General features: G+C 66.9%; 32 protein-coding genes. All 32 read left to right on the forward strand.

Annotated elements, in window-relative coordinates; genetic code table 11:
• The first annotated feature begins 43 nt into the window (after window positions 1-43).
• The 32 genes from DTQ71_RS20345 to DTQ71_RS20500 all read left to right on the forward strand — a co-directional run bounded on the left by DTQ71_RS20345 (window position 44) and on the right by DTQ71_RS20500 (window position 26,515).
• Window positions 44-703, forward strand: a complete 660-nt coding sequence (locus tag DTQ71_RS20345; RefSeq protein WP_342768146.1) for a glutathione S-transferase family protein — start codon at window positions 44-46, stop codon at window positions 701-703.
• Window positions 696-1,550 (forward strand): hydroxymethylglutaryl-CoA lyase, encoded by an 855-nt coding sequence (locus DTQ71_RS20350; RefSeq protein WP_109566139.1) that lies wholly within the window; start codon window positions 696-698, stop codon window positions 1,548-1,550. Before DTQ71_RS20345 ends, DTQ71_RS20350 begins: the two co-directional genes overlap by 8 nt.
• Window positions 1,547-2,329, forward strand: coding sequence for a crotonase/enoyl-CoA hydratase family protein (locus DTQ71_RS20355; protein ID WP_109566140.1), 783 nt, complete (start codon window positions 1,547-1,549; stop codon window positions 2,327-2,329). Before DTQ71_RS20350 ends, DTQ71_RS20355 begins: the two co-directional genes overlap by 4 nt.
• Window positions 2,330-2,477: 148 nt before the next feature.
• A complete protein-coding gene (locus DTQ71_RS20360) occupies window positions 2,478-3,605 on the forward strand; it encodes a lytic murein transglycosylase (protein ID WP_109566141.1) in 1,128 nt (375 codons plus the stop codon).
• Window positions 3,606-3,646: 41 nt separating this feature from the next.
• A complete protein-coding gene (locus DTQ71_RS20365; protein ID WP_109566142.1) occupies window positions 3,647-4,267 on the forward strand; it encodes an SH3 domain-containing protein in 621 nt (206 codons plus the stop codon).
• Window positions 4,268-4,316: 49 nt separating this feature from the next.
• The gene (locus DTQ71_RS20370; RefSeq protein WP_109566143.1) at window positions 4,317-4,682 is read left to right on the forward strand and encodes an NADH-quinone oxidoreductase subunit A; all 366 of its coding nucleotides are present in this window, start codon (window positions 4,317-4,319) and stop codon (window positions 4,680-4,682) included.
• A 487-nt stretch (window positions 4,683-5,169) separates the two neighbouring features.
• On the forward strand, window positions 5,170-5,703 hold the full coding sequence (locus tag DTQ71_RS20375) for a NuoB/complex I 20 kDa subunit family protein (protein ID WP_109566144.1): 534 nt from the start codon (window positions 5,170-5,172) through the stop codon (window positions 5,701-5,703).
• 10 nt (window positions 5,704-5,713) lie between these two features.
• A complete protein-coding gene (locus DTQ71_RS20380) occupies window positions 5,714-6,319 on the forward strand; it encodes an NADH-quinone oxidoreductase subunit C (protein ID WP_109566145.1) in 606 nt (201 codons plus the stop codon).
• Window positions 6,316-6,708, forward strand: coding sequence for a nuclear transport factor 2 family protein (locus tag DTQ71_RS20385; protein WP_109566146.1), 393 nt, complete (start codon window positions 6,316-6,318; stop codon window positions 6,706-6,708). The genes DTQ71_RS20380 and DTQ71_RS20385 overlap by 4 nt, the downstream gene beginning before the upstream one ends.
• 10 nt (window positions 6,709-6,718) lie before the next feature.
• Entirely contained in the window at window positions 6,719-7,951 is a 1,233-nt protein-coding gene (locus tag DTQ71_RS20390) for an NADH-quinone oxidoreductase subunit D (protein ID WP_109566147.1), read from the forward strand.
• Between the two features lie 24 nt (window positions 7,952-7,975).
• Window positions 7,976-8,188: a hypothetical protein gene (locus tag DTQ71_RS20395; RefSeq protein ID WP_109566148.1), complete on the forward strand. Its 213-nt coding sequence runs from the start codon at window positions 7,976-7,978 to the stop codon at window positions 8,186-8,188.
• A 73-nt stretch (window positions 8,189-8,261) separates the two neighbouring features.
• Window positions 8,262-9,482 (forward strand): NADH-quinone oxidoreductase subunit E, encoded by a 1,221-nt coding sequence (locus DTQ71_RS20400; protein ID WP_109566149.1) that lies wholly within the window; start codon window positions 8,262-8,264, stop codon window positions 9,480-9,482.
• A gap of 65 nt (window positions 9,483-9,547) precedes the next feature.
• A complete protein-coding gene (locus DTQ71_RS24445) occupies window positions 9,548-10,504 on the forward strand; it encodes an NADH-quinone oxidoreductase subunit E (RefSeq protein WP_245947673.1) in 957 nt (318 codons plus the stop codon).
• A gap of 85 nt (window positions 10,505-10,589) precedes the next feature.
• Window positions 10,590-10,817 (forward strand): DUF5337 family protein, encoded by a 228-nt coding sequence (locus DTQ71_RS20410; protein ID WP_109566150.1) that lies wholly within the window; start codon window positions 10,590-10,592, stop codon window positions 10,815-10,817.
• 4 nt (window positions 10,818-10,821) lie between these two features.
• On the forward strand, window positions 10,822-12,114 hold the full coding sequence (nuoF, locus tag DTQ71_RS20415) for an NADH-quinone oxidoreductase subunit NuoF (RefSeq protein ID WP_109566151.1): 1,293 nt from the start codon (window positions 10,822-10,824) through the stop codon (window positions 12,112-12,114).
• A gap of 47 nt (window positions 12,115-12,161) precedes the next feature.
• Complete coding sequence (locus DTQ71_RS20420; RefSeq protein ID WP_109566205.1) at window positions 12,162-12,617, forward strand: MAPEG family protein; 456 nt, start codon at window positions 12,162-12,164, stop codon at window positions 12,615-12,617.
• Window positions 12,614-13,009 (forward strand): DUF5333 family protein, encoded by a 396-nt coding sequence (locus tag DTQ71_RS20425; RefSeq protein ID WP_109566152.1) that lies wholly within the window; start codon window positions 12,614-12,616, stop codon window positions 13,007-13,009. Before DTQ71_RS20420 ends, DTQ71_RS20425 begins: the two co-directional genes overlap by 4 nt.
• Entirely contained in the window at window positions 13,006-13,377 is a 372-nt protein-coding gene (locus tag DTQ71_RS20430; protein WP_109566153.1) for a hypothetical protein, read from the forward strand. The genes DTQ71_RS20425 and DTQ71_RS20430 overlap by 4 nt, the downstream gene beginning before the upstream one ends.
• A gap of 96 nt (window positions 13,378-13,473) precedes the next feature.
• A complete protein-coding gene (locus tag DTQ71_RS20435; RefSeq protein ID WP_109566154.1) occupies window positions 13,474-13,860 on the forward strand; it encodes a DUF5333 domain-containing protein in 387 nt (128 codons plus the stop codon).
• A 183-nt stretch (window positions 13,861-14,043) separates the two neighbouring features.
• A complete protein-coding gene (gene nuoG, locus DTQ71_RS20440) occupies window positions 14,044-16,062 on the forward strand; it encodes an NADH-quinone oxidoreductase subunit NuoG (RefSeq protein ID WP_109566155.1) in 2,019 nt (672 codons plus the stop codon).
• Window positions 16,062-16,451 (forward strand): hypothetical protein, encoded by a 390-nt coding sequence (locus tag DTQ71_RS20445; protein WP_172500073.1) that lies wholly within the window; start codon window positions 16,062-16,064, stop codon window positions 16,449-16,451. The genes nuoG and DTQ71_RS20445 overlap by 1 nt, the downstream gene beginning before the upstream one ends.
• A gap of 30 nt (window positions 16,452-16,481) precedes the next feature.
• Window positions 16,482-17,531: an NADH-quinone oxidoreductase subunit NuoH gene (nuoH, locus tag DTQ71_RS20450; RefSeq protein ID WP_109566157.1), complete on the forward strand. Its 1,050-nt coding sequence runs from the start codon at window positions 16,482-16,484 to the stop codon at window positions 17,529-17,531.
• Window positions 17,532-17,575: 44 nt separating this feature from the next.
• Window positions 17,576-18,082, forward strand: coding sequence for an NADH-quinone oxidoreductase subunit NuoI (nuoI, locus tag DTQ71_RS20455; RefSeq protein WP_109566158.1), 507 nt, complete (start codon window positions 17,576-17,578; stop codon window positions 18,080-18,082).
• Window positions 18,079-18,471: a carboxymuconolactone decarboxylase family protein gene (locus DTQ71_RS20460; RefSeq protein ID WP_109566159.1), complete on the forward strand. Its 393-nt coding sequence runs from the start codon at window positions 18,079-18,081 to the stop codon at window positions 18,469-18,471. Before nuoI ends, DTQ71_RS20460 begins: the two co-directional genes overlap by 4 nt.
• The gene (locus tag DTQ71_RS20465) at window positions 18,468-19,082 is read left to right on the forward strand and encodes an NADH-quinone oxidoreductase subunit J (RefSeq protein ID WP_109566160.1); all 615 of its coding nucleotides are present in this window, start codon (window positions 18,468-18,470) and stop codon (window positions 19,080-19,082) included. The genes DTQ71_RS20460 and DTQ71_RS20465 overlap by 4 nt, the downstream gene beginning before the upstream one ends.
• A 1-nt stretch (window position 19,083) precedes the next feature.
• Window positions 19,084-19,539 (forward strand): hypothetical protein, encoded by a 456-nt coding sequence (locus tag DTQ71_RS20470; RefSeq protein WP_109566161.1) that lies wholly within the window; start codon window positions 19,084-19,086, stop codon window positions 19,537-19,539.
• A 61-nt stretch (window positions 19,540-19,600) separates the two neighbouring features.
• Window positions 19,601-19,906 (forward strand): NADH-quinone oxidoreductase subunit NuoK, encoded by a 306-nt coding sequence (gene nuoK / locus DTQ71_RS20475; protein ID WP_109566162.1) that lies wholly within the window; start codon window positions 19,601-19,603, stop codon window positions 19,904-19,906.
• 6 nt (window positions 19,907-19,912) lie between these two features.
• The gene (nuoL, locus tag DTQ71_RS20480; RefSeq protein ID WP_109566163.1) at window positions 19,913-21,991 is read left to right on the forward strand and encodes an NADH-quinone oxidoreductase subunit L; all 2,079 of its coding nucleotides are present in this window, start codon (window positions 19,913-19,915) and stop codon (window positions 21,989-21,991) included.
• A 3-nt stretch (window positions 21,992-21,994) separates the two neighbouring features.
• Window positions 21,995-23,542 carry an NADH-quinone oxidoreductase subunit M gene (locus DTQ71_RS20485; protein WP_109566164.1) on the forward strand — a complete coding sequence of 516 codons (1,548 nt, stop codon included), beginning with the start codon at window positions 21,995-21,997 and terminating at the stop codon, window positions 23,540-23,542.
• A 10-nt stretch (window positions 23,543-23,552) separates the two neighbouring features.
• Window positions 23,553-24,989, forward strand: coding sequence for an NADH-quinone oxidoreductase subunit NuoN (gene nuoN / locus DTQ71_RS20490; RefSeq protein WP_109566165.1), 1,437 nt, complete (start codon window positions 23,553-23,555; stop codon window positions 24,987-24,989).
• Complete coding sequence (locus DTQ71_RS20495) at window positions 24,990-25,754, forward strand: biotin--[acetyl-CoA-carboxylase] ligase (protein WP_109566166.1); 765 nt, start codon at window positions 24,990-24,992, stop codon at window positions 25,752-25,754.
• Entirely contained in the window at window positions 25,745-26,515 is a 771-nt protein-coding gene (locus DTQ71_RS20500) for a type III pantothenate kinase (RefSeq protein ID WP_109566167.1), read from the forward strand. The genes DTQ71_RS20495 and DTQ71_RS20500 overlap by 10 nt, the downstream gene beginning before the upstream one ends.

Genomic DNA, 26,515 nt, shown 5'->3' on the forward strand with positions numbered 1-26,515 from the left:
GCCCCCCCGGGATATTTGTGCAGGGAAGAAGGAGGGGCGGAGCTTGAGCCGGATTATCTTGCACCATGTGCCGATGTCGCGGTCTTTCCGGGTGCTCTGGATGCTGGAGGAGTTGGGTCTGGAGGCGGAGATCGTGCCGCACACGATCACTGGCGGCAGCCTGCGCACGCCGGAGGTGCTGGCGGTGACGCCCGCCGGGCGGGTGCCGGCGCTGGAGATCGACGGGATCTCCATCTTCGAGAGCGGGGCGATCCTGCAATATCTGGCGGAGCGCCATCCCGAGGCGGGGCTGGGGGGCGGTCCGGGCGAGCGGGTGGCTTTCCTCCAGGCGATGCATTTCGCCGAGACGATGGGCTCGCTGATCGAGACCCTGAACCTCAACCATGTCTTCCTGCGCCCACCCGCGCGGCCCTCCCCGGTGGTCGTCAAGATCGTGACCGCGCGGCTGCGGGATACGCTGCGCGCGCTGGAGGGGATGCTGCGGGAGGATGGGTATCTGCTGCCGGGCGGGTTCTCGGCGGCGGACGCGATGTTGGGTTTCAATCTGTGGGCGGCGCCGCATTTCGTCCGGCTGGATCCTTTCTCGAAGCTCGTGGCTTACAAGGCGCGGATCGAGGCGCGGCCGGCCTTCGCCGCGGCGAAGGCCAAGGACGGCACGCAGCAATTCTACGACCGCGACTTCTATGAGGTGCCAGATGGCTGATCCTGTCGAGATCTTTGAGGTCGGCCCGCGGGACGGGCTCCAGAATGAGAAGCGGGCCATCCCGACCGCCGAGAAGGTGGCGCTGGTGGACCTGCTGTCGCGGGCCGGGTTTCGGCGGATCGAGGTGGCGAGTTTCGTGTCGCCGAAATGGGTGCCGCAGATGGCCGATGGCGCGGAGGTGCTGGCGGGGATCACCCGGGCGGCGGGCGTCCGCTATGCCGCGCTGACGCCGAACCTGCGCGGCTACGAGGGCGCGCGGGCGGCGCGGGCCGACGAGGTTGCGATCTTCGCGAGCGCCTCCGAGGGCTTCTCGAAGGCCAACCTGAACGCCACCATCGCCCAGAGCGTGGAGCGGTTCGTGCCCGTGGTCGAGGCCGCGCGCGCCGACGGGATCCCGGTGCGGGGCTATGTCTCCTGCGTGACCGATTGCCCGTTCGACGGCGCGGTGGCGCCGGGCGACGTGGCGCGGGTCGTGGCCATCTTGCGCGACTTCGGCTGTTATGAGGTGTCCTTGGGCGACACGATCGGGCAGGGCACGCCCGAGGCGGTGGACGCGATGCTGGCCGCCGTGACCTGCGAGATGCCTGCGGCGGACCTGGCCGGGCATTTTCACGACACGGCCGGGCGGGCCTTGGCGAATGTGGATGTGGCGCTGGCCCATGGCCTGCGGGTGTTCGACGCGGCGGTGGGCGGCCTGGGCGGCTGCCCCTATGCGCCGGGCGCCGCGGGGAACGTGGCCACGGAGGCGCTGATGGCGCATCTGGAGGCGGCGGGCCATCCCACGGGGCTGGACGCAGGGATTGTCGCCGAGGCGGGGCGTATGGCGCGGAAGATGAGGACAGGATGAGCGACGAGACGTTGGAGATCGCGCGGGACGGGCGCGGTGTGGTGACCGTGACGCTGAACCGTCCGGATGTGCATAACGCGCTGAATGCGCGGATGATGGACGAATTGACCGACTTCGCCGGCAGCGTCGTCGTGGGCGAGACCCGGGCCGTGGTCCTGACCGGTGCCGGGCGCAGCTTTTGCGCGGGCGGCGATCTGGGGTGGATGCGGGCGCAGTTCGATGCCGCCCCAGAGGCGCGGGCGGCCGAGGGGCGGCGTCTGGCGGAGATGTTGCAGGCGCTCAACACGATGCCGGTCCCGCTGATCGGACGGGTGCAGGGGGCGGCTTTCGGCGGCGGGGTCGGCATGGCCTGCGTCTGCGACGTGGCGGTGGCCGCCGACACGGCGAAGTTCGGTCTGACCGAGACCCGGCTGGGGCTGATCCCGGCGACCATCGGGCCTTACGTGATCGCGCGGATGGGCGAGGGGCGCGCGCGGCGCGTGTTCATGTCGTCGCGCCGCTTCGATGCCGCCGAAGCCGAGGCGCTGGGCGTGATCGCCGGCGCCGTGCCGCCCGAGGCGCTGGACGCGGCGGTCGAGGCGGAGGTCGCGCCCTATCTGGCCTGCGCCCCCGGCGCGGTGGCCGAGGCCAAGGCCTTGGCCCGCAGCCTGGGGCCTGTGATCGACCGGGACACCATCGCGGCCAGCATCGACGCCCTGACCCGCCGTTGGGCGGGGGATGAGGCCGCCGAGGGGGTCGGCGCCTTCTTCGAAAAGCGCGCGCCGCGCTGGGCGGAGTGAGCGCGGGGCGCGGAACAAGGGCCGCCCTCTGATGCGGGATAGCATGCCGTTGGGGGCGGATCGCTGAGCGGGGAACACCGCGCGCTTGGCGGCGAGTCGCCAATGGCCTAGCGTGACGGCAACCCCTCGTCAGAAGGAGTACAGGCCCATGTATACCCGTCGTGCATTCGTGATGTCCCTCGCCGCTACCCCGATTGCCGGGTGTGTCGGTGCGCAGCCCTTGACGTCGGTGCGGCCCGCCGCGCGCGACTCCGACCCGGATCTCGTGCCCCGCACGACGCCCGGCTGGACCGCCTGGGTCGAGGCCTTCAAGCGCCGCGCCGCCGGGGAGGGCATCCGCGCCGATCTCCTCGACACGGCCTTTCGTGGGCAGGGTTTCGTGCCCGGGGTCGTCGCGCGGGACCGCAACCAGACCGAGTTCCGGCGCAGCTTCGAGGACTATCTCGCCATCATCGCCGGCGAGGCCCGGGTGCAGGAGGGGCGCGCGGCCTTCGCCGCGCAGCGGGCGCGGCTGGATGCCATCGAGGCGCGCTATGGCGTGCCCGCCGAGGTCGTCGCGGCGATCTGGGGCGTCGAAAGCCGCTATGGCCAGCGGCGCGGTACGATCCCGGTGATCTCCGCCACTTCAACGCTGGCCTATGACGGCCGCCGGGGCCGCTTCTTCGAACAGCAGCTCGTCGCCGCCCTGCGCATCCTGCAAACGGGCGACACCACGCCGCAGCGCCTTGTGGGCAGCTGGGCCGGCGCGATGGGGCATACGCAGTTCATCCCGACCTCCTACCAGGCTTTCGCCGTCGATTTTACCGGAGACGGGCGGCGTGACATCTGGGCTGAGGATCCTTCGGACGCGCTGGCCTCGACCGCCGCCTATCTGGCGCGCAACGGCTGGCAGAGGGGTGCCCTGGCGGCGGTGGAGGACTCGGGCGGCGACCTGCGCCCGGATGCGGGCGGGCCGATCTTCCGGACGGGGCCGAATTTCCGCGCGATCAAGCGCTACAACAATTCGGACAATTACGCGCTGGGTGTGGCCTATCTGGCGGGGCGCATCGCCGGGGGTGGGCCGCTGACGCAGAAATTCGGGCCGGACGAGTTCGGGCTCGATATCGACGACCGCAAGGAATTGCAGCGCAGGCTGACGGCGGCGGGCTACGACACGCAGGGTGACGATGGCGTGATCGGGCCGAACAGCCGCGCGGCGATCGAGGCCTATCAGCGCGCCAACGGGCTGGCGGTGACGGGCGATCCCTCGCAGGGGCTGCTGCGGGCGCTGCGCTGATCGCGTTGTCGCCGCGTGCGGCCGGTGCGACGGTGGGGCCGATGCTTCGTCTGCTGCTTTGCTTGTTCTTCTTCGCGCTTCCGGTCGCCGCTCAGCCGGTCTGGAACCTCGGGCGTGTGGTTGCGCCGCTGCGGAGCGGGCCGAACGATCTGGCCCCGGTGGTCGGGTCGCTGGCACCGGGCGCGGTGGCGCAGATCACCCGCTGCGACGTGACGGGGCGCTGGTGCCTCGTCTCGACTGACCGGGAGGTCGGCTGGATCGACCGGGACGCCGCCGCCCTGCACGACGGATCGCCCGCCGCCGCCGTTCCACCGCCGCCATCCATCTCCGTCACACCGTTGTCGGAGGTCCCGCCACCCTTGCCGTCCGCGATCCTCGATGCCGTTCCCGAGGCGGAGCTGGAGCAGGTGCCAGGCGCCCGCCTGCCGCCGATCCTGTCGCTGACGGCACCGATGCGGAACGTCACCGAGGGCGTGGTCAATCTGCGCGCGGGACCGGGCACCGACCGGCCTATCATCGGCCGGTTGCAGCCGGGGGAGGGAGGGCCGATCGAGACCTGCAACCCGACCGGACAGTGGTGCCTGCTGCGCACGCCGGTGGGCCGGGGCTGGGTCGAGATGACTCTGGTCGGGGCCAGGCGTCATGTCATCGAGCCGCGTTGACGCCCGCGCTGCCGCGGCCTAGACCGGGGCAAACGCGCGGAGGCCCCTCATGTCGACCATGCTCATGGAATACCTGCCCATCCTGATCTTCCTGGGGGTGGCCATCGGCCTGGGCCTGGTGCTGATCCTGGCCGCGGCCATCATCGCCGTCCGCGCCCCGGACCCCGAGAAGGTCTCGGCCTATGAGTGCGGCTTCAACGCCTTCGACGATGCGCGGATGAAGTTTGACGTGCGCTTCTACCTCGTCGCCATCCTGTTCATCATCTTCGACCTCGAGATCGCGTTCCTCTTCCCCTGGGCCGTCAGCTTCGCGGGCCTGTCGGAGGCGGCGTTCTGGTCGATGATGGCGTTCCTGGCCGTCCTGACCGTCGGATTCGCCTACGAATGGAAGAAGGGCGCCCTCGACTGGGAGTGACGCGCGCGCCGAATCCCGGGGCCGTCCTCGGGGATTGGGCTCGTCCCGGCGCGAATGGTCAGCGCGCCTGACGCGCTCTGCCCGCAGGCCATCATCGTCGCTCTCAAACCGCGATCGCATGTCACTTCTTCGGTCGTTCAAGCCGTTCGCGCCTTGGCCCATGTTGTCACGGTGGTCCCTTCCGCGGGGCGCGGCGCCGGTCCGGGCCCGACGAGATCATTCCGGTCTGACGCGCCCGCTGGCCGCTCGGGCCGCAGGCCGATAGACAGGGACGGCGGAATATGCCTGCTTGAACGGGTGCGGCTCCCGTCTTGCCGGGGCAGGGGACGCGCCCTGTCGGCGGCGCTACGATCCGTCGCGGTGGGCGGGGCGCGTGCCGTCCCCACATCTCGGGAGGGCCGCGTTGACCCCCCAAGGGCCGCGCGCTAGACCGCAGATTGACCGGGGCGTCGTCAGACCGCGTCCCGCCCTCAGCCAGGAGCAAGCTATGGGCGTGCAGACATCTCTGAACACCGCAGGCGCAGACAAGGAGCATGCGACCCAGCTCCTGAACCGCGAGCTTCAGGACAAGGGATTCTTGCTGACCTCGACCGAGGACATCATCAACTGGGCGCGCACCGGCTCGCTGCACTGGATGACGTTCGGCCTCGCCTGCTGCGCGGTCGAGATGATGCATACCGCCATGCCGCGCTACGATATGGAGCGGTTCGGGACGGCGCCCCGCGCCTCTCCACGCCAGTCCGACCTGATGATCGTGGCCGGGACGCTGACCAACAAGATGGCGCCGGCGCTGCGCAAGGTCTACGACCAGATGCCCGAGCCGCGCTATGTCCTCTCGATGGGGTCCTGTGCGAATGGCGGCGGCTATTACCATTACAGCTATAGCGTGGTGCGCGGCTGTGACCGGATCGTGCCGGTGGACCTCTACGTGCCGGGCTGCCCGCCGACCGCCGAGGCGCTGCTTTACGGGCTGCTCCAGCTCCAGCGGAAGATCCGCCGGACCGGCACACTGGTTCGCTGAGGAGAGGGTCATGGAAGAGCAACTGAAGGAACTTCTCGACCACCTGGAGCTGCGCCAGCCCGATCTGGTCGAATCGACCGCGATCACGCTGGGCGAGCTGACCGTCGAGGCGCAGCCGGCCGACATCCCGGCCCTGGTGGACTTCCTCAAGACCGACGAGCAGTGCCGCTTCGCCACGCTCGTCGACATCACCGCGATCGACTATCCCGGCGATCAAAAGCGGTTCTGCGTCGTCTATCACTTCCTGTCGATGTACCGGAATCAGCGGATTCGCGTGAAAACCTATGTCCGCGAGGAGGAGATCGTCCCCTCCATTACCGACATATACCCCGCCGCCAACTGGTTCGAGCGGGAGGTGTTCGACATGTTCGGCATCCTGTTCTCGGGCCACCCGGACCTGCGCCGCATCCTGACCGATTACGGCTTCCGCGGGTATCCTCTGCGCAAGGACTTCCCGACCACGGGCTATACCGAGGTCCGCTACGACGAAGTGCAGAAGCGCGTCGTCTATGAGCCGGTCTCGCTGACGCAGGAATACCGGCAGTTCGACTTCATGTCCCCTTGGGAGGGCGCGGAATACGTGCTGCCCGGCGACGAGAAGGGGGGCTCCAAATGAAGGATGGAGCCACTGCGGGCGAGGCCGCCATCCGGGACCTGGCCCAGCAATATTGCGAAGGCGTCTACAAGGCGCGCCCCGAGATCTTCGAGGCGATCTGCCACGACCGCTTTCAGATGACCGAGATCACCGCCGAGGGCGGTGCGAATTTCTGGGACAAGGCGTCCTATCTCGACCGCGTGCGCGGGCGCGACGCCTTTCCCGGGGATGTCTCGGCGGAGATCCTAAGCATCGACGTCGCCGGCGAGGAGATCGCGCGCGTGCATCTCTGGGTCGACGTGCCCCCGCGCCGTTACGAGGATCACCTGGGCTTCGTGCGTGTCGACGGAAACTGGAAACTTTTGACCAAGGTGTTCCGCACGATGGGCGCCTCGGATCTGGACGGGTGAGGAGACGGATATGATGGACGGCGACCTGAACCCGCGCGGCTACGAAGACGCCCTCACCGGCGAGCAGAAGATCCGCAACTTCAACATCAACTTCGGCCCCCAGCACCCGGCGGCGCATGGCGTGCTGCGCCTCGTGCTGGAACTCGACGGCGAGATCGTGGAGCGCTGCGACCCGCATATCGGCCTGCTCCACCGCGGCACTGAGAAGTTGATGGAGAGCCGGACCTACCTGCAAAACCTGCCCTATCTCGACCGGCTCGACTACGTTGCGCCGATGAACCAGGAACATGCCTGGTGCCTCGCCATCGAGCGGCTGACCGGCACCGAGGTGCCGCGCCGCGCCCAGCTGATTCGCGTACTCTTCTGCGAGATCGGGCGCATCCTGTCGCATCTGCTGAACGTGACCACGCAGGCCATGGATGTGGGCGCGCTGACCCCGCCGCTCTGGGGCTTCGAGGAGCGCGAGAAGCTTATGGTCTTCTACGAGCGGGCCTGCGGCGCGCGGCTCCACGCCGCCTATTTCCGGCCCGGCGGCGTACATCAGGACCTGACGCCCGAGTTGCTCGACGACATCGAGGCCTGGTGCCACAGTTTTCCGGCTGTGATGCAGGATATCGACGAACTCCTGACCGAGAATCGGATCTTCAAGCAGCGCAATGTCGATATCGCCATCGTCTCCGAGGAGGAGGTGATGGATTGGGGCTTCTCCGGCGTGATGGCCCGCGGCTCCGGCCTCGCCTGGGACCTGCGCCGCGCTCAGCCCTACGAGTGCTACGACGAGTTCGACTTCAAGATCCCGACGGGCAAGAACGGCGACTGCTACGACCGCTATCTCGTCCGCATGGAGGAGATGCGGCAGTCGGTGTCGATCATGCTCCAGGCCATCGAGAAGCTGCGCGCGCCGGAGGGGCAGGGCGACGTCCTGGCCCGGGGCAAGATGACCCCGCCCAAGCGCGGCGAGATGAAGACCTCGATGGAGAGTCTGATCCATCACTTCAAGCTTTATACCGAGGGCTTCCACGTGCCCCCCGGCGAGGTCTATGCCGCCGTCGAGGCACCCAAGGGCGAGTTCGGCGTCTACATGGTCTCGGACGGAACCAACAAACCCTACCGGGCCAAGCTGCGCGCGCCGGGCTATCTGCACTTGCAGGCGATGGACCACGTCGCCAAGGGCCACCAGCTGGCCGACGTGGCGGCGATCATCGGCACGCTCGACGTGGTGTTTGGCGAGATCGATCGCTGACCTGGACGGGACGGGGCGCGCGACATGGCGTCCGATCCCGCTTCGGCGGCCTCGGTGCTCGCATGGGCCCTCTACCTGATAACGCCGCTAGCGGCAGTCTTGGCCCTGACCGTGTTCCTCGTCTCCATGGGGCGGGGCTCGCATAGCGGGCGCTTCGTGCGCTTTTGCGACCGGGCGCAGGTGCCCGCCTTCGGCTTGGTGATCGTCTGCGTCCTGCTCACCCTCCGATACTTCTAGTCGCAGCCGCCGTGCCCTTTCGCGCGCGGTCCTTGCGCGTTAAGACGCAATCCAGACCATTCGCGAGGACCCCATGCTCCGCCGCCTCCACAAAGATCAGCCCGAGACCTTTGCCTTCACCCCGGCCAACCAGAAATGGGCCGAGGCGCAGATCACCAAATATCCCGAAGGCCGTCAGGCCAGCGCCGTGATCCCTTTGCTCTGGCGCGCGCAGGAGCAGGAGGGCTGGCTGACCCGCCCCGCGATGGAGCATGTCGCGGAGATGCTGGGCATGGCCTATATCCGCGTGCTGGAGGTCGCGACCTTCTACTTCATGTTCCAGCTTCAGCCGGTGGGCTCTGTTGCCCATATCCAGATCTGCGGAACCACCTCCTGCATGATCTGCGGCGCAGAGGATCTGGTCGCCGTCTGCAAGGAAAAGATCGCCAAGCGTCCGCATGAGATTTCCGAGGACGGCAAGCTGAGCTGGGAAGAGGTCGAGTGCCTCGGCGCCTGCTCCAACGCGCCGATGGCGCAAATCGGCAAGGACTATTACGAGGACCTGACGCCGCAGCGGTTCTCCGAGATGCTGGATCAGTTCCGCGCGGGCGAAGTGCCGGTGCCGGGGCCGCAGAACGGGCGCTTCACCTCCGAGCCTCTGGGAGGCGCGACCTCGCTGACGGCCTATGCGGAGAACCGCGACCACGACCAGAACGCGTCGGTCGCGCTGGCCACCGAAATCGGCGACACGGTCAAGCGTATCGACGGGACCGAGGTGCCTTTCAAGGCGCCGTGGCAGGGGGCCGCTGAGGCCGATCCCGATCCGGTCACGGCCTCGCGGAGCACGCTTCTGGGCCCCGACGGACCCGACGGCCCGCAGGGCGGCCGCACCCCCGGTCAGGAGCCGGCCCCGCGTGACCGCGGCGATGCGAGCGACGGCGCTGCCAATGTCCGAGGCTCCGACGCCATGCCGAAGGGCAAGCCCGAGCAAGGTGCCGTTGCCGATGCGCCGACCGGCGACACGGCCCCGGTCAAGCCCGAGACCCTGAGCGCCCCGCGCGAGAGCGGCGCCGACGATCTGACGCGGATCAGCGGGATCGGACCCAAGCTGGCGGCGCTATGCAACCGCCTCGGTTTCTACCATTTCGACCAGATCGCGGCCTGGTCGGCGGAGGAAGTCGCCTGGGTCGATCAGAACCTTGAAGGATTCAAAGGACGCGTGACTCGTGACGAATGGGTGAAACAGGCTAAGATCCTTGCCGAGGGCGGAGAAACGGAGTTCTCCGCGCGCCACGATCGGGGAGAGGTCGACTGACCGCCCGCTCCCCGTGACATATGGGGAGCATTGATATGCAACAACAAATCCGTCCGATCCCGGCTATGGAAGCGGCAGCCACCACCTGGGGTGTGGCTGCTCTCGCGGGCGTGGCGACCTTTGGCGCACTGCTCGTTTTGGGCGGCTGGACCTTTATCCAGGGCGCTTTTGCCGGGATTGTGGTCCTGGGCGTCCTCGGCACGGTGCTCGCGCTGACCGTCGGCAAGACCGGCCCGAGCGATGCTCTCCCCCACGAGTCGACGACGCGGGCGATGGGCACGGCGGGGGGCGGGCTCGCCATTGACCTGTCCGCGATGCGTCCGCGCGATCTCAATAAGCCGTCGCCCCACAAGGCGGCGGTCGACGTGTCGATGATCTCGGACACCGATTCGGGCCGGGGGTTCAACGGGCCGTCGCACCGTCAGCCGATCACGGGGACGATCGAGGCCGAGCCCGCGACCATCGTGCCGTCGCCCGCGCCGATCAATGCCGGCGATCCGGCCGTCGCGCGGCCCATCGGCGTCACGGCCGATCCGAAAACGATGCTTCATCCGACCCCGCTCAACGGCCAGATCGTCTCGCCCGAGCCGCCGCAGCCCTTCGAGGGCGAGGCCCCCGGCCGGATCTCGCTGAACGAGGCGGCACTGGCCGGAGGCGCCCCGGTGACCGTGGGCACGGCGCCGGCCCCTGCGGCTGAGAGCGGCAGCGCAGCTGCGGACGTCTCCCCCACCGTCTCCTCCACCGTCGCCGCCAGCGCCCCGGCCGCGCCCGAAGAGGCCGGCAAGCCCATGACCCTGGACGCCGCACCCGAGGGCGGCGGCGACGATCTCAAGAAGATCAAGGGCGTGGGGCCCAAGCTGGAAGGCGTGCTGAACTCCATGGGGTTCTGGACCTTCGATCAGATCGCCGCCTGGACCGACAAGGAAGTCGCCTGGGTCGATGAGAACCTGGAAGGCTTCCGGGGCCGGGTGAGCCGTGACGATTGGGTGTCGCAGGCCAAGGAGCTTGCGGGCGGCAAGTAAGACCAGCGCCGCGCGCGCGGCGACGCCGCGCGGCGCCCCGTCGCGCTTGACGCCGCCGGGCGCGACCTGTTGAAGAGGGGTCGAAATGACCGGCCCCTCGGACCTCCAAAAGCGCATTGCCACGGCGCAGCGTAACGTCGCACTGACGATCCTCGGAACGTTCGCGATCTGGCTTCCGCTTCAGTGGGCGGGGGCCGCGTTCGGCATTCCTGCGCGGTGGCTGGCTCTGGCCGATCTCGTCGCATTGGCCGCCCTGGCCTGGGCGCTTATCATGTTGCTGCGCGTGCGCCGGATGCGCCGCGAAGAGGAGTAGACGCATGCTGAAGGATCAGGACCGGATCTTCACCAATATCTACGGGATGCACGATCGCTCGCTGAGGGGCGCGCAGGCCCGGGGGCATTGGGACGGGACCAAGGATCTGATCGCGCTGGGGCGCGACAAGATCGTCGAGATCATGAAGGCGAGCGGCCTGCGCGGGCGCGGCGGTGCCGGGTTCCCGACCGGTCTGAAGTGGTCCTTCATGCCCAAGGAGAGCGACGGGCGTCCGGCCTATCTGGTCATCAACGCCGACGAATCCGAGCCCGGGACCTGCAAGGACCGGGAGATCATGCGCCACGATCCCCACACGCTGGTCGAGGGGGCGCTGATCGCCTCCTTCGCGATGGGGGCGCATGCCTGCTACATTTACATCCGCGGCGAATATATCCGCGAGAAGGAAGCGCTGCAGAACGCCATCGACGAGGCCTATGAGGCCGGGCTGATCGGCAAGAACGCCTGCAAGTCGGGCTGGGATTTCGACCTCTACCTGCATCACGGGGCGGGCGCCTATATCTGCGGCGAAGAAACGGCCCTGATCGAGAGCCTGGAGGGCAAGAAGGGCATGCCGCGCATGAAGCCGCCCTTCCCGGCGGGCGCGGGGCTCTATGGCTGCCCGACCACCGTCAACAACGTCGAATCGATCGCCGTTGTGCCGACCATCCTGCGCCGAGGCGCGGAATGGTTCGCGAGCTTCGGGCGGCCGAACAACGCGGGCACCAAGCTGTTCGCGATCTCGGGCCATGTGAACAAGCCCTGCGTCGTCGAAGAGGCGATGTCGATCAGCTTCGAGGAGCTGATCGAGACCCATTGCGGCGGCATTCGCGGCGGGTGGGACAACCTCAAGGCGGTGATCCCCGGCGGGTCTTCGGTTCCGATGATCCCGGGCAAGGACATGCGCGACGCCATCATGGATTTCGACTACCTGCGCGAGCAGCGGTCGGGCCTTGGCACGGCGGCGGTGATCGTGATGGATAACTCGACCGACATCATCAAGGCGATCTGGCGGCTGAGCAAGTTCTACAAGCACGAATCCTGCGGCCAGTGCACGCCCTGCCGCGAGGGCACGGGTTGGATGATGCGGGTCATGGACCGCCTGGTGCGCGGCGAAGCGGAGGTCGAGGAGATCGACATGCTGCTCGACGTGACCAAGCAGGTCGAGGGCCACACGATCTGCGCCCTGGGCGATGCGGCGGCCTGGCCGATCCAGGGGCTGATCCGCCACTTCCGCGACGAGATCGAGGACCGGATCAAGCACAAGCGGACCTCCCGCCCGGCAGTGGCTGCCCAGTGACCCACGCCGCGCGACGGCTCATCCGGCCTTGCGCGGCCGTCTTCGCCATGGCCGTGCCCGCCGCTGCTCAACCGGCGGGGGGAGCGTCGTTCGGCGCGGTCTTCGAACCCTATTCGCACGCGCTTGTGGCGCTGGCGCTCTGGGCGGTGCTGATGGTGGGCCTGTCGATGCTGTCCGTCTCGGGCGCGCCCAAGGCCAAGACCGAGAGCGGCCACCCGGTGCGAGACTATTCCGATCCCGCCTATCGCCGGCACCGGGCCTTTCAGAACGCCATCGAGACCTCCGGCCCTTTCGTCGCGGCGCTCCTCGCCGCCATCCTCACCGGGGCGTCAGCCTTTTGGGTCAATCTCTTCGCGTCGCTGTTCCTTGTCGCGCGGATCGCGATGGTGGCCGTCCATGTCGGTACCGAGAATCAGCCGATGCGCTCCACCTTCTGGCTGGCCGGCACCGTCTGCGTCTTGGCAATGGCCGCGTTGGCCGTGATCGCGGGCGTTGTCTCATGAGGCTCGCCGTCGCCGCTACGCTTGCCCTGGCCCTCCCGGCCGCCGCGGAGGATCTTCGGTCCGCGCCAGACTACTTCGTCGAGTCGGTGATGCGGACGAGTACCGCCAATATCCTGGCCGTCAACTGCGCTGGCCTATCGGTGGATCTGGGCGCTATCTCCCAGTTGTCGGCCGAGATCCTAGACCGTTTGACCGAGGATGGCTTCACCCCGCGGATCCTGGCCGAGGAGATGGCGGATCCATCGGAGGCCATCGCGGTGTTGCAGGACGCGTTCCTAGCGAAACATGGACTGGCCACCGGCGCCTCCGAAGCGGCCGTCTGTGCTGCGGGGCGGGCTGAGATCGCCGAGGGGAGCGAGATCGGGGCGCTGCTATTGGAGGTCGACGGATGAGGGTGACGGGATCGGTGCTGGCCGCGGCCATGGCGCTGACCGGCTGCGGCGGGATCGGGTCGGGCGATAGCGGTCTGTTCGGCGGTCGCAGCTTGCGCGGATCGGCGGAGGAGGTGCAGGGCATCCGGTTCCGCTCGCGCGTGACCTCGCCGGGCGAGGACGCGCGGCGGTTCATGGTCGCGACCCGCGGTGCGGACCGAGCTCCGCCCCAAGCCGTGGAAGCGGCGCGGATCGAGGCGGTCCGCTACTGTCTGACACGCTATGGCGGCTCCAACATCGAATGGACCGAAGGGCCGGACCGCCCGGTCGAGGAGATCCCGCTCGAAGACGGTGTGCTCGTGCTGAGCGGGCGTTGCCTGGCCCGATAGCGGATCGCTCGGCCGTGCGCCGGTGGCGGCGCCCGGGCTATTGAATGACAGCCGGCTGCGCCCGATCTGGTGGCGGGACAGCACCGGAGACCCGACATGCCGCGCCTGGCCCTCGCCTTCGCCGTTCTCTTCGCCCAGCCCGCCGTTGCGGAGTTGGAGCAGGAACCGCGCATCACCGAAGGGCTGATCACGGTCGGCATCGCCTACGAGATCAGCGAGCTGTGCCCCTCTCTCGACGCGCGAACGATTCGCGGCCTGCGCTATCTGCTGGCGCTCAAGGCCGCCGCGCGGGATCTGGGCTATAGCGATGCGGAGATCGACGCCTTCATCGATGACGATGCAGCCAAGGACCGCCTGGAGGCGGTCGCGCGCGCGCGGCTGGCAGCCAAGGGAGCGCGGCGCGGGGATGTCGCGGCCCATTGCCGCGTCGGCGAGGCGGAGCTTGCGGCCGACAGCCAGATCGGGCGGCTTCTGTCCAAGTGACAGCGCCCGTGGCGGGCGGGGAGGGGGCTCTGCCCCCCGGCCTGCGGCCTCCCCCCGAGGTATTTCCGGCAAGATGAGGCGGGCGGGGGCGCGCGATTCCCGCGTCCTGCGGCGAACCCCCTCCTGGTCATGGGCGTTGAGGGAGGGTAGAACCTCCCCCGAACGCCGAGACCGGAGCTTCCCATGAGCGACCTCAAGAAAATCGTGATCGACGGCAACGAGATCGAGGTGCCCGCCGCGATGACGCTGATCCAGGCCTGCGAGGAGGCCGGGATCGAGATCCCCCGCTTCTGCTATCACGAGCGCCTGTCGATCGCCGGCAATTGCCGGATGTGCCTGGTCGAAGTGGTGGGCGGCCCGCCGAAGCCCGCCGCCTCTTGCGCGATGCAGGTCAAGGATCTGCGTCCCGGGCCCGAGGGGCAGCCGCCGGTGGTCAAGACGAACTCGCCCATGGTCAAGAAGGCCCGCGAGGGGGTGATGGAATTCCTGCTCATCAACCATCCGCTCGACTGTCCGATCTGCGACCAGGGCGGGGAATGCGATCTGCAGGATCAGGCGATGGCCTATGGCGTGGATTTCTCCCGCTACCGCGAGCCCAAGCGTGCGGCCGTCGACCTGGACCTGGGCCCGCTGGTCGAGACGCATATGACGCGCTGCATCTCCTGCACCCGCTGCGTTCGCTTCACGACCGAGGTGGCCGGGATCACCCAGATGGGCCAGACAGGCCGGGGCGAGGATAGCGAGATTACCAGCTATCTGGGAGAGACGCTCAAGTCGAACATGCAGGGCAACATCATCGACCTTTGCCCGGTGGGTGCGCTGGTCTCCAAGCCGTACGCCTTTACTGCGCGTCCCTGGGAGCTGACCAAGACCGAGACGGTCGATGTGATGGACGCGCTGGGCTCGTCGATCCGGGTCGATACCAAAGGGCGCGAGGTGATGCGCATCCTGCCGCGCAACCATGACGGCACCAACGAAGAGTGGATCAGCGACAAGACCCGCTTCGTCTGGGACGGCCTGCGCCGGCAGCGTCTGGACCGGCCCTATCTGCGCGAGAACGGCAGGTTGCGGCCGGCGACGTGGCCCGAGGCGCTTTCGGCCGCGGCGGAGGCGATGAAGGGCAAGAAAGTCGCCGGTCTGGTCGGCGATCTGGCCTCGACCGAGGCGGCTTATGCGCTGAAATCGCTGATGGATTCTCTAGGCGGTGTGACGGAGTGCCGGACCGATGGGGCGAAGCTGCCCGCCGGCGATCGCGCGGGCTATGTCGGGACCGCGGCGGTCGAGGATATCGACGATGCGGAGACGATCCTCCTGATCGGGACCGATCCTTCGGTCGAGGCGCCGGTGCTGAATGCGCGCATCCGCAAGGCGTGGCTGCGCGGCGCCAAGGTCGCGCGGATCGGTGCTCCGGCGGAGCTCTCCTATGAACCGGTGGATCTCGGCACCGGGCGCGAGGCGCTGTCCAAGCTGGCCGCGCAGGACCATTCCGGTCAGCGCGAGACCAAAGGAATCGTCATCGTCGGACAAGGCGCTCTGACGGGCGAGGACGGGGCCGATGTGCTCGCCGTCATCCGGGCGATGGCGGCGGATGCGGGCGCATCGGTGCTGGTGCTGCACACGGCTGCCGGTCGCGTTGGAGCGATGGATGTGGGCGCGACCTGCGATGGCGGCATCGCCGAGGCGCTGGCCGCTGACGTTATCTACAACTTGGGAGCCGATGAGGTGGACGTGCTCGAGGGCGCCTTCGTCATCTACCAGGGCTCGCATGGGGACCGGGGCGCGCATCGCGCCGATGTGATCCTGCCGGGCGCGGCCTGGACGGAAGAGCAGGGGCTGTTCGTCAATACCGAAGGGCGTCCGCAACTGGCCCTGCGCGCGGGCTTCGCCCCCGGCGACGCCAAGGAGAACTGGGCGATCCTCCGGGCGCTTTCGGCCGAGTTGGGACATCAATTGCCGTTCGACAGCCTGGCGCAGCTGCGCCGCGCGATGATCGAGACGGCGCCGCAGCTGGGCGAGATCGACCAGGTGCCCGTGAACGAGGCGGGCGCCTTGGGCGCGGCGCCGGAGTTGGGCGCGGGCGACTTCACGACGGCCGTGGACGAGTTCTACCTTACCAACCCGATCGCGCGCGCCTCCAAGCTGATGGGCGAGTTGGCCGCCCTGGCGAAGGGGCGCGATGCCCAGCCCATCGCCGCGGAGTGATGCGGGCTGCGCCGCTTTGCGCGGCGCTCCTGGCCTGTGCCGCGTGCGAGATGGAGGAGTTGCCGGAAATCAACGTCTTCCGCCCCGACTACCAAGGTGTGGAGACGCGCCTTCTGGCGGAAAATCTGGTCAACCTGATCGTCCGCATGGAAGGCGCGCGCGACGGCGAGGACGTCAGCGACTACGCTCGCTGCGCGGCGGCGCAATACGCGCTGATCCGGGGCTTCGGATTCGCGCGTCATGTGCGCACATCCGTCGAGGAACGGGCTGGCCTTTGGAGCGGAGATGCGGTTTACACCGTGTCGCCGGACCTCCCACGGGGGGTGAGAACGATCGATGCGGAAGTGGTGGTCGACGATTGCCAAGCCCGCGGCATCCCCACGATCTGAGTGGGGGGGCAAGACCCATGAGGGACCGACATGGCTGACTTTCTTGCGACACCGGCGGGACTGGCCCTGCTGATCCTCGCTCAGGTGCTGAGCGTCGTGACCTTCGTCATGGTCTCGCTGCTGTTCCTCGTCTACGGCGATAGGAAGATCTGGGCCGCCGTCCAGATGCGCAGGGGCCCCAACGTGGTGGGCGTCTTCGGCCTGCTTCAGACGGTGGCCGACGCGCTGAAATACGTCGTCAAGGAGATCGTGATCCCGGCGGGCGCGGATCGCACCGTGTTCATGCTGGCGCCGCTGATCTCCTTCGTGCTGGCGCTCATCGCCTGGGCGGTGATTCCGTTCAGCGACACCTGGGTGCTGTCCGACATCAACGTCGCCATCCTTTACGTCTTCGCGATCTCCTCGCTGGAGGTCTACGGCGTCATCATGGGCGGCTGGGCGTCGAACTCGAAATACCCGTTCCTCGGGTCGCTGCGGTCCGCTGCACAGATGATCTCCTATGAGGTCTCGATCGGTCTGATCATCATCGGGGTGATCCTGTCGACGGGTTCGCTGAATTTCGGCGATATCGTGCGGGCGCAGGACACGGCCTATGGCTTCTTCGGCTGGTATTGGCTCCCGCACCTGCCGATGGTGTTCCTGTTCTTCATCTCGGCACTGGCCGAGACCAACCGCCCGCCCTTCGACCTGCCCGAGGCCGAGTCGGAGCTGGTCGCGGGCTACCAGGTCGAATACTCCTCCACGCCCTTCCTGCTGTTCATGGCGGGGGAGTACATCGCGATCTTCCTGATGTGCGCGCTGATTACGCTGCTGTTCTTCGGCGGCTGGCTGTCGCCGATCCCGTTCCTGCCCGACGGGCCGGTCTGGATGGTGGCGAAGATGGCGTTCTTCTTCTTCCTCTTCGCGATGGTGAAGGCCATCGTGCCCCGCTACCGCTATGATCAGCTGATGCGTCTGGGCTGGAAGGTGTTCCTGCCGTTCTCGCTGGGCTGGGTCGTTCTGGTCGCGTTTCTCGCCAAGTTCGAGATCCTGGGCGGGTTCTGGGCGCGTTGGCCCGAAGTCGCGGCGATGGTGAACTGATGGCCCGGGCCGCACGCAACTTTCCGATGATCGGAGGCTGACCAATGACCACCACCGACACGCAGATCGACTGGAAACGCAGCGCCAAGTATTTTCTTTTGGCGGACATGTGGACCGGGATGAAGCTGGGGCTGAAGTATTTCTTCGCGCCTAAGGCGACGCTGAACTATCCGCACGAAAAGGGCCCGCTGAGCCCGCGCTTCCGGGGGGAGCACGCCCTGCGCCGCTATCCCAACGGCGAGGAACGGTGCATCGCCTGCAAGCTCTGCGAGGCGATCTGCCCCGCGCAGGCCATCACCATCGACGCCGAGCCGCGGGACGACGGCTCCCGCCGGACGACGCGCTACGACATTGACATGACGAAGTGCATCTATTGCGGCTTCTGTCAGGAGGCCTGCCCGGTGGATGCCATCGTCGAGGGCCCGAATTTCGAGTTCGCCACCGAGACCCGGGAAGAACTGTTCTACGACAAGGAGAAGCTGCTCGCGAACGGGGAGCGGTGGGAAGCGCTGATCGCCAAGAACCTTGAGCTGGACGCGCCGTACAGATGACCGACAACCCCTTCGCCGCCTGGACCAAGCAGATGCAGGACATGGCCAAGGCCATGAACCCTGCGCTGGAGAGCTTCACCCCCAAGGGCTTCGAGAAGCTCTGGCCGACGATGCCCGGCGACATGGTCGAGCAGTTCGCCGGCAAGGGGATGAACCCCGAGGGGCTGGACGCCAAGACCAAGATGCTGCTGACGCTGGGCGGGCTGACCATCCTGGGGGCGCAGGCCGAGGCGCAGATTCGGATGACCGTGCGCCAAGCCGTGGCGCAGGGCGCCACCAAGCAGGAGATCGCCGAGGCAATCGGCCTGATGGGCCTGTTCGGCGGCCTGCCCGCGATGAACAAGGCGATGAGCCTCGCCAATGAAGTGCTGGAGGAGACGCCGGAATGACTGTCCTGACCTTCGCGTTCTACCTGTTCGCGATCCTCACGATCACCGGCGGCCTGATGACGGTGCTCAGCCGGAACCCGGTCCATTCGGTGCTTTGGCTGATCCTGACATTCCTTTCGACGGCCGGCCTTTTCGTGCTGATCGGGGCGGAGTTCGTGGCGATGCTGCTGATCATCGTCTATGTCGGCGCGGTCGCGGTGCTGTTCCTGTTCGTGGTGATGATGCTCGACATCGATTTCGCCGCGCTCAAGGCGGAGATGGCGAAATACGTGCCGCTCGCCGGGTTGATCGGGATCGTGCTGCTGATGCAGCTGGTCATCGCCTATGGCGTCTGGGACGTGGCCGAGGGGGTCGTGGTTGCCGATGGGCTGTCCAATATCCCGCCGCCCGAGACGCTGAACACCTCGGCTTTGGGCCTTGTCCTCTATGACGAGTATTTCCTGCAATTCCAGCTCTCCGGCCTGATCCTGCTGGTCGCGATGATCGGGGCCATCGCGCTGACCCTGCGCCACCGCAAGGACGTCAAGCGCCAGAACGTGCTGCATCAGATGTGGCGCGACCCGGCCAAGGCGATGGAGGTGCATGACGTCAAGCCGGGGCAGGGGCTCTGAGGTGCGCCTGGTCGCCCTCTTCCTGCTGGCGCTGACGGGCCCGGGCCTCGCGCTCGACCTGTCCCAATGCCGCCGCATCACGACCCCGTCCTATGGGGGCGAGGCGCGGCATCAGGCGATGGCGGGGGATTGGGCGTCCTGGATCGAGTGGTGGAGCCAGGAGGGCGTCTATACCGACCTCAAGGTCGCCGATTGCGGCGACCACCGGCTGATGACCGCGCGGTTGCGGGAAGAGAACATCAAGGACCGCCGATTCGACCGCCGCCGCGCGGGGATGGAGGCGTTCGAGACCTATGCGGGCCGCGCCGCGGCCTTTTACGACCTGGACGACCTGAGCGCCGCAATGGATCGCGTCGCCGAGGATAGCCGGGTGGAGCCCATGCTGCGGGAGGCTTGCGCCTGCGCGGCGCTGCACCCGGATTTGCGCGGGGGGCTGGACGCCTTCGCGCTGGAATGACAGACGGCGGGGCGGACGGCCCCGCGACCAAGACGGGGCAATGGCCCGAGGGGACGACCGGATGATCGGACTGGAACACTACCTCACCGTGGCGGCGGCACTGTTCGTCATCGGGATCTTCGGCATCTTCCTGAACCGGAAGAACGTCATCATCATCCTGATGTCGATCGAATTGATGCTGCTGGCGGTGAACATCAACTTCGTCGCCTTCTCAGGCTTCTTGGGCGATCTGACGGGGCAGGTCTTCACCCTCTTCGTGCTGACCGTCGCCGCGGCCGAGGCGGCCATCGGCCTCGCCATCCTGGTCTGCTTCTTCCGCAACAAGGGCACGATCGACGTCGAAGACGTCAACGTGATGAAGGGGTAACGAAAGATGGAAACCATCCTCCTCCTCGCGCCCCTGGTCGGCTCGATCATCTGCGGCTTCGGCTGGAAGTTCATCGGCGAGCAGGCCGCCATGGTCACGGCTACGGGCCTACTGATTCTGTCGGCGCTGCTCAGCTGGATCGTGTTCCTCTCCCATGATGGTGTCACCGAGACGATCCCGCTGCTGACCTGGATCGAGTCGGGCAGCCTGTTCACCGAATGGGCCATCCGTATGGACCGGCTGACGGCGACCATGCTGATCGTGATCACCACGGTCTCGGCGCTCGTCCATGTCTACAGCTTCGGCTACATGGATCACGATCCGCAGTGGAAGGAGGGCGAGGTCTACAAGCCGCGCTTCTTCGCCTATCTGTCCTTCTTCACCTTCGCGATGCTGATGCTGGTGACGGCGGACAACCTGTTGCAGCTGTTCTTCGGCTGGGAGGGCGTAGGCGTTGCTTCCTACCTGCTGATCGGGTTTTACTGGCGCAAACCCTCGGCCGGTGCCGCCGCGATGAAGGCGTTCATCGCCAACCGGGTCGGAGATTTCGGCTTCCTGCTGGGCATTTTCGCCATCTTCTACGTGACCGACACGATCCAGTTGCAGACCATCTTCGAGATGGCGCCGGAGATCGCGGAGACCGAGCTGAGCTTCCTCTGGACCACGTGGAACGCGGCGGAGCTCATCGCCTTCCTGCTGTTCATCGGCGCCATGGGCAAATCGGCGCAGTTGGGCCTGCATGTCTGGCTGCCCGACGCGATGGAGGGCCCGACCCCGGTGTCGGCCCTGATCCACGCGGCGACCATGGTCACTGCGGGCGTCTTCCTGGTCTGCCGCATGTCGCCGATCATGGAGTTCGCGCCCTCCGCCATGGGCTTCGTCGTCGTGATCGGCGCGGCCTCGGCCTTCGTCGCGGCGACGATCGGCCTGGTGCAGAACGACATTAAGCGCGTGATCGCCTACTCCACCATGTCCCAGCTGGGCTACATGTTCGTGGCCGCCGGTCTTGGAGCCTACTCGGTCGCCATGTTCCACCTGCTGACCCACGCCTTCTTCAAGGCGCAGCTGTTCCTCGGCGCGGGCTCCGTCATCCATGCCATGCATCACGAGCAGGACATGCGGAACTATGGCGGTCTGAAGGACAAGATCCCCTACACCTTCTGGGCGATGATGATCGGAACGCTGGCGATCACCGGCGTGGGTATCCCGCTTCTCTATATCGGCTTCCCGGTGGGCTTTGCCGGGTTCATCTCCAAGGATGCGATCATCGAGGTGGCCTATGTCGGCAATACCGGCGCCTTCTGGATCCTGGTCGTGGCCGCCGCGATGACCAGCTTCTATTCCTGGCGGCTGATGTTCCTGACCTTCTACGGCAAGCCGCGGGGCGACAAGCACACCCATGAGCACGCCCATGAGAGCCCGATGAACATGGTCGCGCCGCTCGGCGTGCTGGCCGTGGGCTCGGTGCTGGCGGGGATGGTGTTCTACGGACCCTATTTCGGAAGCCAGGAGAAGGTCGACAAGTTCTTCGGGATCTCGGAGGCGGAATATGCCGTCAACGATCTCGTCCCGCTCGGCGCGGCCCATGCCGCGGGAGAGGGAGCCGAGGAGGCGCACCCGCGCCATCAGGAGCCGGGGCAGGGCGCGATCTTCGTCGGTCCTGAGAACCACGTGATCCACGAGGCGCATCTGGTTCCGAAATGGGTCAAGGTCTCGCCCTTCCTGGCGATGCTCTTGGGCCTGGGCACCGCCTACATGTTCTACATCCGCAAGCCGGAACTGCCGGGGATCTGGGCGCGCAATGCCGGGGCGGCCTATCAGTTCATCTTCAACAAGTGGTATTTCGACGAGATCTACGACTACGTCTTCGTCCGCTCCGCCAAGTGGTTGGGCCGCTTCCTCTGGAAACGGGGAGACGGGACGGTCATCGACGGCTCGATCAACGGGCTGGCGATGGGGATCGTGCCGTTCTTCACCAAGGCGCTCAGCAAGGCGCAGTCGGGATACATCTTCACCTATGCCTTCGCGATGGTCATCGGGATCGTGATCCTGATCACCTGGACGACCATCGGTGCGGGGAACTAAGCCATGGCCAACCTCCTCTCCATCGTCACTTTTACGCCGCTGATCGCCGCGCTGATCCTCGCGCTCTTCCTGCGCGGCGAGGACGAGGCGGCGCAGCGCAACGCCAAATGGCTCGCGCTCGGCGCTACCAGCTTCACGTTCCTCGTGTCGCTCTTCGTGCTGTTCGGCTTCGACCCGCAGGACACGGGCTTCCAGTTCGTGGAGGAGCGGAAATGGCTGCTCGGCCTCAACTACAAGATGGGCGTCGACGGCATCTCGATCACCTTTGTGTTGCTGACGACCTTCCTGATGCCGCTGGTGATCGCCTCGGCCTGGGACGTCACCCACAAGGTCAAGGAGTATATGGTCGCCTTCCTGGTGCTTGAGACGCTGATGATCGGCGTGTTCTGTGCGCTCGACCTGATCCTGTTCTACCTCTTCTTCGAAGCCGGCCTGATCCCGATGTTTCTGATTATCGGCATCTGGGGCGGGAAGGATCGCATCTACGCCTCCTTCAAGTTCTTCCTCTACACGCTGCTCGGCTCGGTGCTGATGTTGATCGCGATGATCGCGATGTATGTCGATGCCGGCACCACCGACATCCCGACGCTGCTGGCCCATGATTTCAGCTATGCGCCGCTGAACGTGCTGGGCCTGAACATCGTCGGCGGCGCGCAGACGCTGATGTGGCTGGCCTTCTTCGCGAGCTTCGCCGTCAAGATGCCGATGTGGCCGGTCCATACCTGGCTGCCGGACGCGCACGTCCAGGCGCCCACCGCGGGCTCGGTCGTGCTGGCCGCGATCCTGCTGAAGATGGGCGGCTATGGCTTCCTGCGGTTCTCCCTGCCGATGTTCCCGGTCGGGTCCGAGGTGATGGGGCCGCTGGTGCTGTGGCTCTCGGCCATCGCCATCGTCTACGCATCGCTCGTCGCGCTGATGCAGGAGGACATGAAGAAGCTGATCGCCTATTCTTCGGTCGCCCATATGGGTTTCGTGACAATGGGCATCTTCGCGGCCAACCAGCAGGGGGTGGATGGGGCGATCTTCCAGATGATCTCCCACGGCTTCATTTCGGGCGCGCTCTTCCTGATCGTCGGCGTAATCTATGACCGGATGCACACCCGCGAGATCGACGCCTATGGCGGTCTGGTGAACCGGATGCCCGCCTATGCGCTGGTCTTCATGCTGTTCACCATGGCCAATGTCGGCCTGCCGGGCACCTCGGGCTTCGTCGGAGAATTCCTGACCCTGATCGGCGTGTTCCAGGTCAACACCTGGGTCGCTCTGGTCGCCTGTACCGGCGTGATCCTGTCGGCGGGCTATGCGCTGTGGCTCTATCGCCGGGTGGTCTTCGGGGACCTCATCAAGGAGAGCCTTCGCTCGATCACCGACATGACGTCCCGCGAAAAGGCGATCTTCGCGCCACTCGTTTTCTTCACCATCCTGCTTGGCGTCTACCCGTCGCTTCTGACCGACATTATCGGCCCCTCCGTGGCCGAGTTGGTCGCCGACTACCAGATCGCCACCGCCGACCTGATCCTCGACCACGCGGTCGCGGATGCGGACCACTGAGGGCCGAGACATGACCGCTACCGACCTCGAACTCATCCTCCCCGAGATCCTGCTGGCCGTCTACGCGATGGTGGCGCTGATCGGGGCCGTCTACACGACGAAGGACGCGCTGGCGCGGCCCTTGGTCTGGGTGACGGCAGCCGTGCTGGTGCTGATGGCGGCGCTTGTCGGGCTCTCGGACGACCTGGGCGCGGGCTTCTCCGGCATGATCGTCAAGGACAGCTTCGCCCGTTTCGCGCAGGTGACCATCCTGCTCTCCGCCGCGATCGTCCTCGTCCTGAGCGCCGACTACATGGAGCGCGCGGGGCTGATGAAGTTCGAGTATCCGATCCTCATCACGCTGTCGGTCATCGGCATGATGGTGATGGTGTCCTCCGGTAACCTTCTGACCCTCTATATGGGCCTGGAGCTTCAGTCGCTGTCGCTCTACGTCGCCGCGTCCATGCGGCGCGACCACGTCAAGTCGACCGAGGCGGGTCTGAAATACTTCGTGCTCGGCGCGCTGTCCTCGGGCCTGCTGCTCTACGGTATCTCGCTGACCTACGGCTATACGGGCACAACCGACTTCGCCGGCGTGATCGCCGCCGCAACCGATGGCGACATCCCGCTGGGCCTGCTGTTCGGCCTAGTGTTCATGATCTCCGGCATGGCGTTCAAAGTGTCGGCGGCCCCGTTCCACATGTGGACGCCGGACGTCTACGAGGGTTCGCCCACGCCGGTGACCACCTTCTTCGCCACCGCGCCGAAGGTCGCCGCCATGGGGATGTTCGCCCGTGTCGTGCATGATGCCTTCGGCGGTGTGGTCGGCGACTGGCAGCAGATCGTGGCGCTGCTCGCGGTGCTCTCGATGTTCGTCGGCGCCATCGCCGCTATCGGGCAGCGCGATATCAAGCGGCTGATGGCCTACTCGTCGATCGCCCATATGGGCTATGCGCTGATGGGGCTGGCCGCCGGCACGGCGGGTGGCGTCCAGGCGATGCTGCTCTACATGGCGATCTACGTGGTGATGAATATCGGCACCTTCGCCTTCATCCTGTGCATGACCCGCGACGGAATGGAGACCACCGATATCCGGTCCCTGAATCAGCTCTCGGACAAGCATCCGGGCAAGGCGCTGGCGCTGCTCGTCCTGATGTTCTCGCTGGCGGGCATTCCGCCGATGCTAGGCTTCTTCGCCAAGCTGGCGGTGCTTCAGGCGGCGGTCGAGGCGGGGCTGGTCTGGCTGGCCGTTCTGGGCGTGATCGCCTCGGTGATCGGGGCGTTCTACTACCTCCGCATCGTGTTCTACATGTATTTCGGCAAGACCGAGAGCCCGGTCGATGGGGATATGCCGCTGGTGCAGATGGTCGCTCTGGTCGCCTCCGCCGCGATCATGCTGGTGGGCATCATCAACATGTTCGGGCTGGAAGGTGCCGCCCTGGCCGCTGCCACCACGCTGGTGAACTGAGTGGCGGCGTGGCCCGCTGACGTCGATCGGGTCGTCCTGGAGAGCACCGACAGCACCTCCGCCGAGGCCGCGCGCCGGGCGCCTCCGGGTCCGACCTGGATCCTGGCCCGCCGCCAGACCGCCGCGCGCGGGCGTCGCGGGCGGGCCTGGTCGATGCCGGAGGGCAATTTCGCCGCCTCTCTGACCTGGCGCCCCGGTGGCGCCCCGGCCATGCACGCGCTGCGCAGCTTCACCGCTTCGCTGGCCCTCCATGACGCGCTGAGCGGGATGGGCGTGGCGGGACTGACGCTGAAATGGCCGAACGACGTGTTGCTGGAGGGCGGAAAGCTGGCCGGCATCCTGCTGGAGGGATCCGGAGACCGGCTGATCCTGGGCATCGGCATCAATCTGGTCGCCGCCCCGGGTGCGGCCGAGGTGGAGCCCGGGGCGGTGCGTCCCGTCTCCCTGCTGGAAGCCACGGGTCTGCGCGTCACGCCCGAAGCGATGCTCGACGCGCTGGCACCCGCCTTCGCCGCCCGCGAGGCGGAGCTCGTCACCTGGGGCTTCGCGCCGATCCGTAGGGCGTGGTTACACCGCGCCGCCCGGCTGGGGGAGGGCGTCACGGCGCGGACCATGCGCGAGACGCTCCAAGGCACGTTCGAGGACGTGGACGAGGACGGGCAGCTCGTGCTCCGCACTGCGGAGGGGCCGCGACGCATCCCGGCGGCGGATATCTTCTTCGGACCGGTCCCGGGCGAAGAGACGGAGGCCGCGCTATGCTCCTGACCATCGATTGTGGCAACACCAACACCGTTTTCGGCATCTGGGACGGCACCGCCTTCGTCGCCTCCTGGCGGCGGGCGACCAATCACCAGAGCACGGCGGACGAGTATTACACTTGGCTGCGTACCTCGATGATGCTGCGCGGAATCGACGTGACCATCACCGAGTGCATCATCTCCAGCACCGTGCCCCGGGTGGTGTTCAACCTGCGCGTCCTCTGCGACCGCTATTTCGACACGCGTCCACTGGTCGTGGGCAAGCCCGACTGCGCGCTACCGGTCCCGCCCCGGGTCGATGCCGGCACCACAGTCGGGCCCGACCGCCTGGTCAACAGCGCGGGCGCCCATGACCGGCATGGCGGCGACCTGATCGTGGTGGATTTCGGCACCGCCACCACCTTCGACGTGGTCGACCATGACGGCGCCTATGTCGGCGGGGTGATCGCGCCGGGCGTCAATCTCAGCCTGGAGGCGCTCCACATGGCCGCCGCCGCGCTGCCCCATGTCGACATCACGCAGCCCACGCGGGTCGTGGGCACCAACACGGTCGCCTGCATGCAGTCCGGGATCTTCTGGGGCTATGTCGGCCTCATCAAGGAGATCTCCGCCCGCATCCGGGCGGAACGGGACCGCCCGATGCGCACCGTCGCCACGGGCGGGCTGGCCCCTTTGTTCCAGCAGGGCGACACCCTATTTGATGTCTTCGAAGAAGACTTGACGATGCACGGCCTCACCGTGATCCACCGATACAACAAGGAAATTTAG

The sequence above is a fragment of the Jannaschia seohaensis genome (assembly GCF_900116765.1).
In the GTDB taxonomy this organism is placed as follows: Bacteria; Pseudomonadota; Alphaproteobacteria; order Rhodobacterales; family Rhodobacteraceae; genus Jannaschia; species Jannaschia seohaensis.

Excerpts from the sequence above, each read along its gene's own strand:
- DTQ71_RS20350 (WP_109566139.1), top strand. The coding sequence starts at position 696 with ATGGCTGATCCTGTCGAGATCTTTGAGGTCGGCCCGCGGGACGGGCTC.
- DTQ71_RS20355 (WP_109566140.1), top strand. The coding sequence starts at position 1,547 with ATGAGCGACGAGACGTTGGAGATCGCGCGGGACGGGCGCGGTGTGGTG.
- DTQ71_RS20360 (WP_109566141.1), top strand. The coding sequence starts at position 2,478 with ATGTATACCCGTCGTGCATTCGTGATGTCCCTCGCCGCTACCCCGATT.
- DTQ71_RS20365 (WP_109566142.1), top strand. The coding sequence starts at position 3,647 with ATGCTTCGTCTGCTGCTTTGCTTGTTCTTCTTCGCGCTTCCGGTCGCC.
- DTQ71_RS20370 (WP_109566143.1), top strand. The coding sequence starts at position 4,317 with ATGTCGACCATGCTCATGGAATACCTGCCCATCCTGATCTTCCTGGGG.
- DTQ71_RS20375 (WP_109566144.1), top strand. The coding sequence starts at position 5,170 with ATGGGCGTGCAGACATCTCTGAACACCGCAGGCGCAGACAAGGAGCAT.
- DTQ71_RS20380 (WP_109566145.1), top strand. The coding sequence starts at position 5,714 with ATGGAAGAGCAACTGAAGGAACTTCTCGACCACCTGGAGCTGCGCCAG.
- DTQ71_RS20385 (WP_109566146.1), top strand. The coding sequence starts at position 6,316 with ATGAAGGATGGAGCCACTGCGGGCGAGGCCGCCATCCGGGACCTGGCC.
- DTQ71_RS20390 (WP_109566147.1), top strand. The coding sequence starts at position 6,719 with ATGATGGACGGCGACCTGAACCCGCGCGGCTACGAAGACGCCCTCACC.
- DTQ71_RS20395 (WP_109566148.1), top strand. The coding sequence starts at position 7,976 with ATGGCGTCCGATCCCGCTTCGGCGGCCTCGGTGCTCGCATGGGCCCTC.
- DTQ71_RS20400 (WP_109566149.1), top strand. The coding sequence starts at position 8,262 with ATGCTCCGCCGCCTCCACAAAGATCAGCCCGAGACCTTTGCCTTCACC.
- DTQ71_RS24445 (WP_245947673.1), top strand. The coding sequence starts at position 9,548 with ATGGAAGCGGCAGCCACCACCTGGGGTGTGGCTGCTCTCGCGGGCGTG.
- DTQ71_RS20410 (WP_109566150.1), top strand. The coding sequence starts at position 10,590 with ATGACCGGCCCCTCGGACCTCCAAAAGCGCATTGCCACGGCGCAGCGT.
- nuoF (WP_109566151.1), top strand. The coding sequence starts at position 10,822 with ATGCTGAAGGATCAGGACCGGATCTTCACCAATATCTACGGGATGCAC.
- DTQ71_RS20420 (WP_109566205.1), top strand. The coding sequence starts at position 12,162 with ATGGCCGTGCCCGCCGCTGCTCAACCGGCGGGGGGAGCGTCGTTCGGC.
- DTQ71_RS20425 (WP_109566152.1), top strand. The coding sequence starts at position 12,614 with ATGAGGCTCGCCGTCGCCGCTACGCTTGCCCTGGCCCTCCCGGCCGCC.
- DTQ71_RS20430 (WP_109566153.1), top strand. The coding sequence starts at position 13,006 with ATGAGGGTGACGGGATCGGTGCTGGCCGCGGCCATGGCGCTGACCGGC.
- DTQ71_RS20435 (WP_109566154.1), top strand. The coding sequence starts at position 13,474 with ATGCCGCGCCTGGCCCTCGCCTTCGCCGTTCTCTTCGCCCAGCCCGCC.
- nuoG (WP_109566155.1), top strand. The coding sequence starts at position 14,044 with ATGAGCGACCTCAAGAAAATCGTGATCGACGGCAACGAGATCGAGGTG.
- DTQ71_RS20445 (WP_172500073.1), top strand. The coding sequence starts at position 16,062 with ATGCGGGCTGCGCCGCTTTGCGCGGCGCTCCTGGCCTGTGCCGCGTGC.
- nuoH (WP_109566157.1), top strand. The coding sequence starts at position 16,482 with ATGGCTGACTTTCTTGCGACACCGGCGGGACTGGCCCTGCTGATCCTC.
- nuoI (WP_109566158.1), top strand. The coding sequence starts at position 17,576 with ATGACCACCACCGACACGCAGATCGACTGGAAACGCAGCGCCAAGTAT.
- DTQ71_RS20460 (WP_109566159.1), top strand. The coding sequence starts at position 18,079 with ATGACCGACAACCCCTTCGCCGCCTGGACCAAGCAGATGCAGGACATG.
- DTQ71_RS20465 (WP_109566160.1), top strand. The coding sequence starts at position 18,468 with ATGACTGTCCTGACCTTCGCGTTCTACCTGTTCGCGATCCTCACGATC.
- nuoK (WP_109566162.1), top strand. The coding sequence starts at position 19,601 with ATGATCGGACTGGAACACTACCTCACCGTGGCGGCGGCACTGTTCGTC.
- nuoL (WP_109566163.1), top strand. The coding sequence starts at position 19,913 with ATGGAAACCATCCTCCTCCTCGCGCCCCTGGTCGGCTCGATCATCTGC.
- DTQ71_RS20485 (WP_109566164.1), top strand. The coding sequence starts at position 21,995 with ATGGCCAACCTCCTCTCCATCGTCACTTTTACGCCGCTGATCGCCGCG.
- nuoN (WP_109566165.1), top strand. The coding sequence starts at position 23,553 with ATGACCGCTACCGACCTCGAACTCATCCTCCCCGAGATCCTGCTGGCC.
- DTQ71_RS20500 (WP_109566167.1), top strand. The coding sequence starts at position 25,745 with ATGCTCCTGACCATCGATTGTGGCAACACCAACACCGTTTTCGGCATC.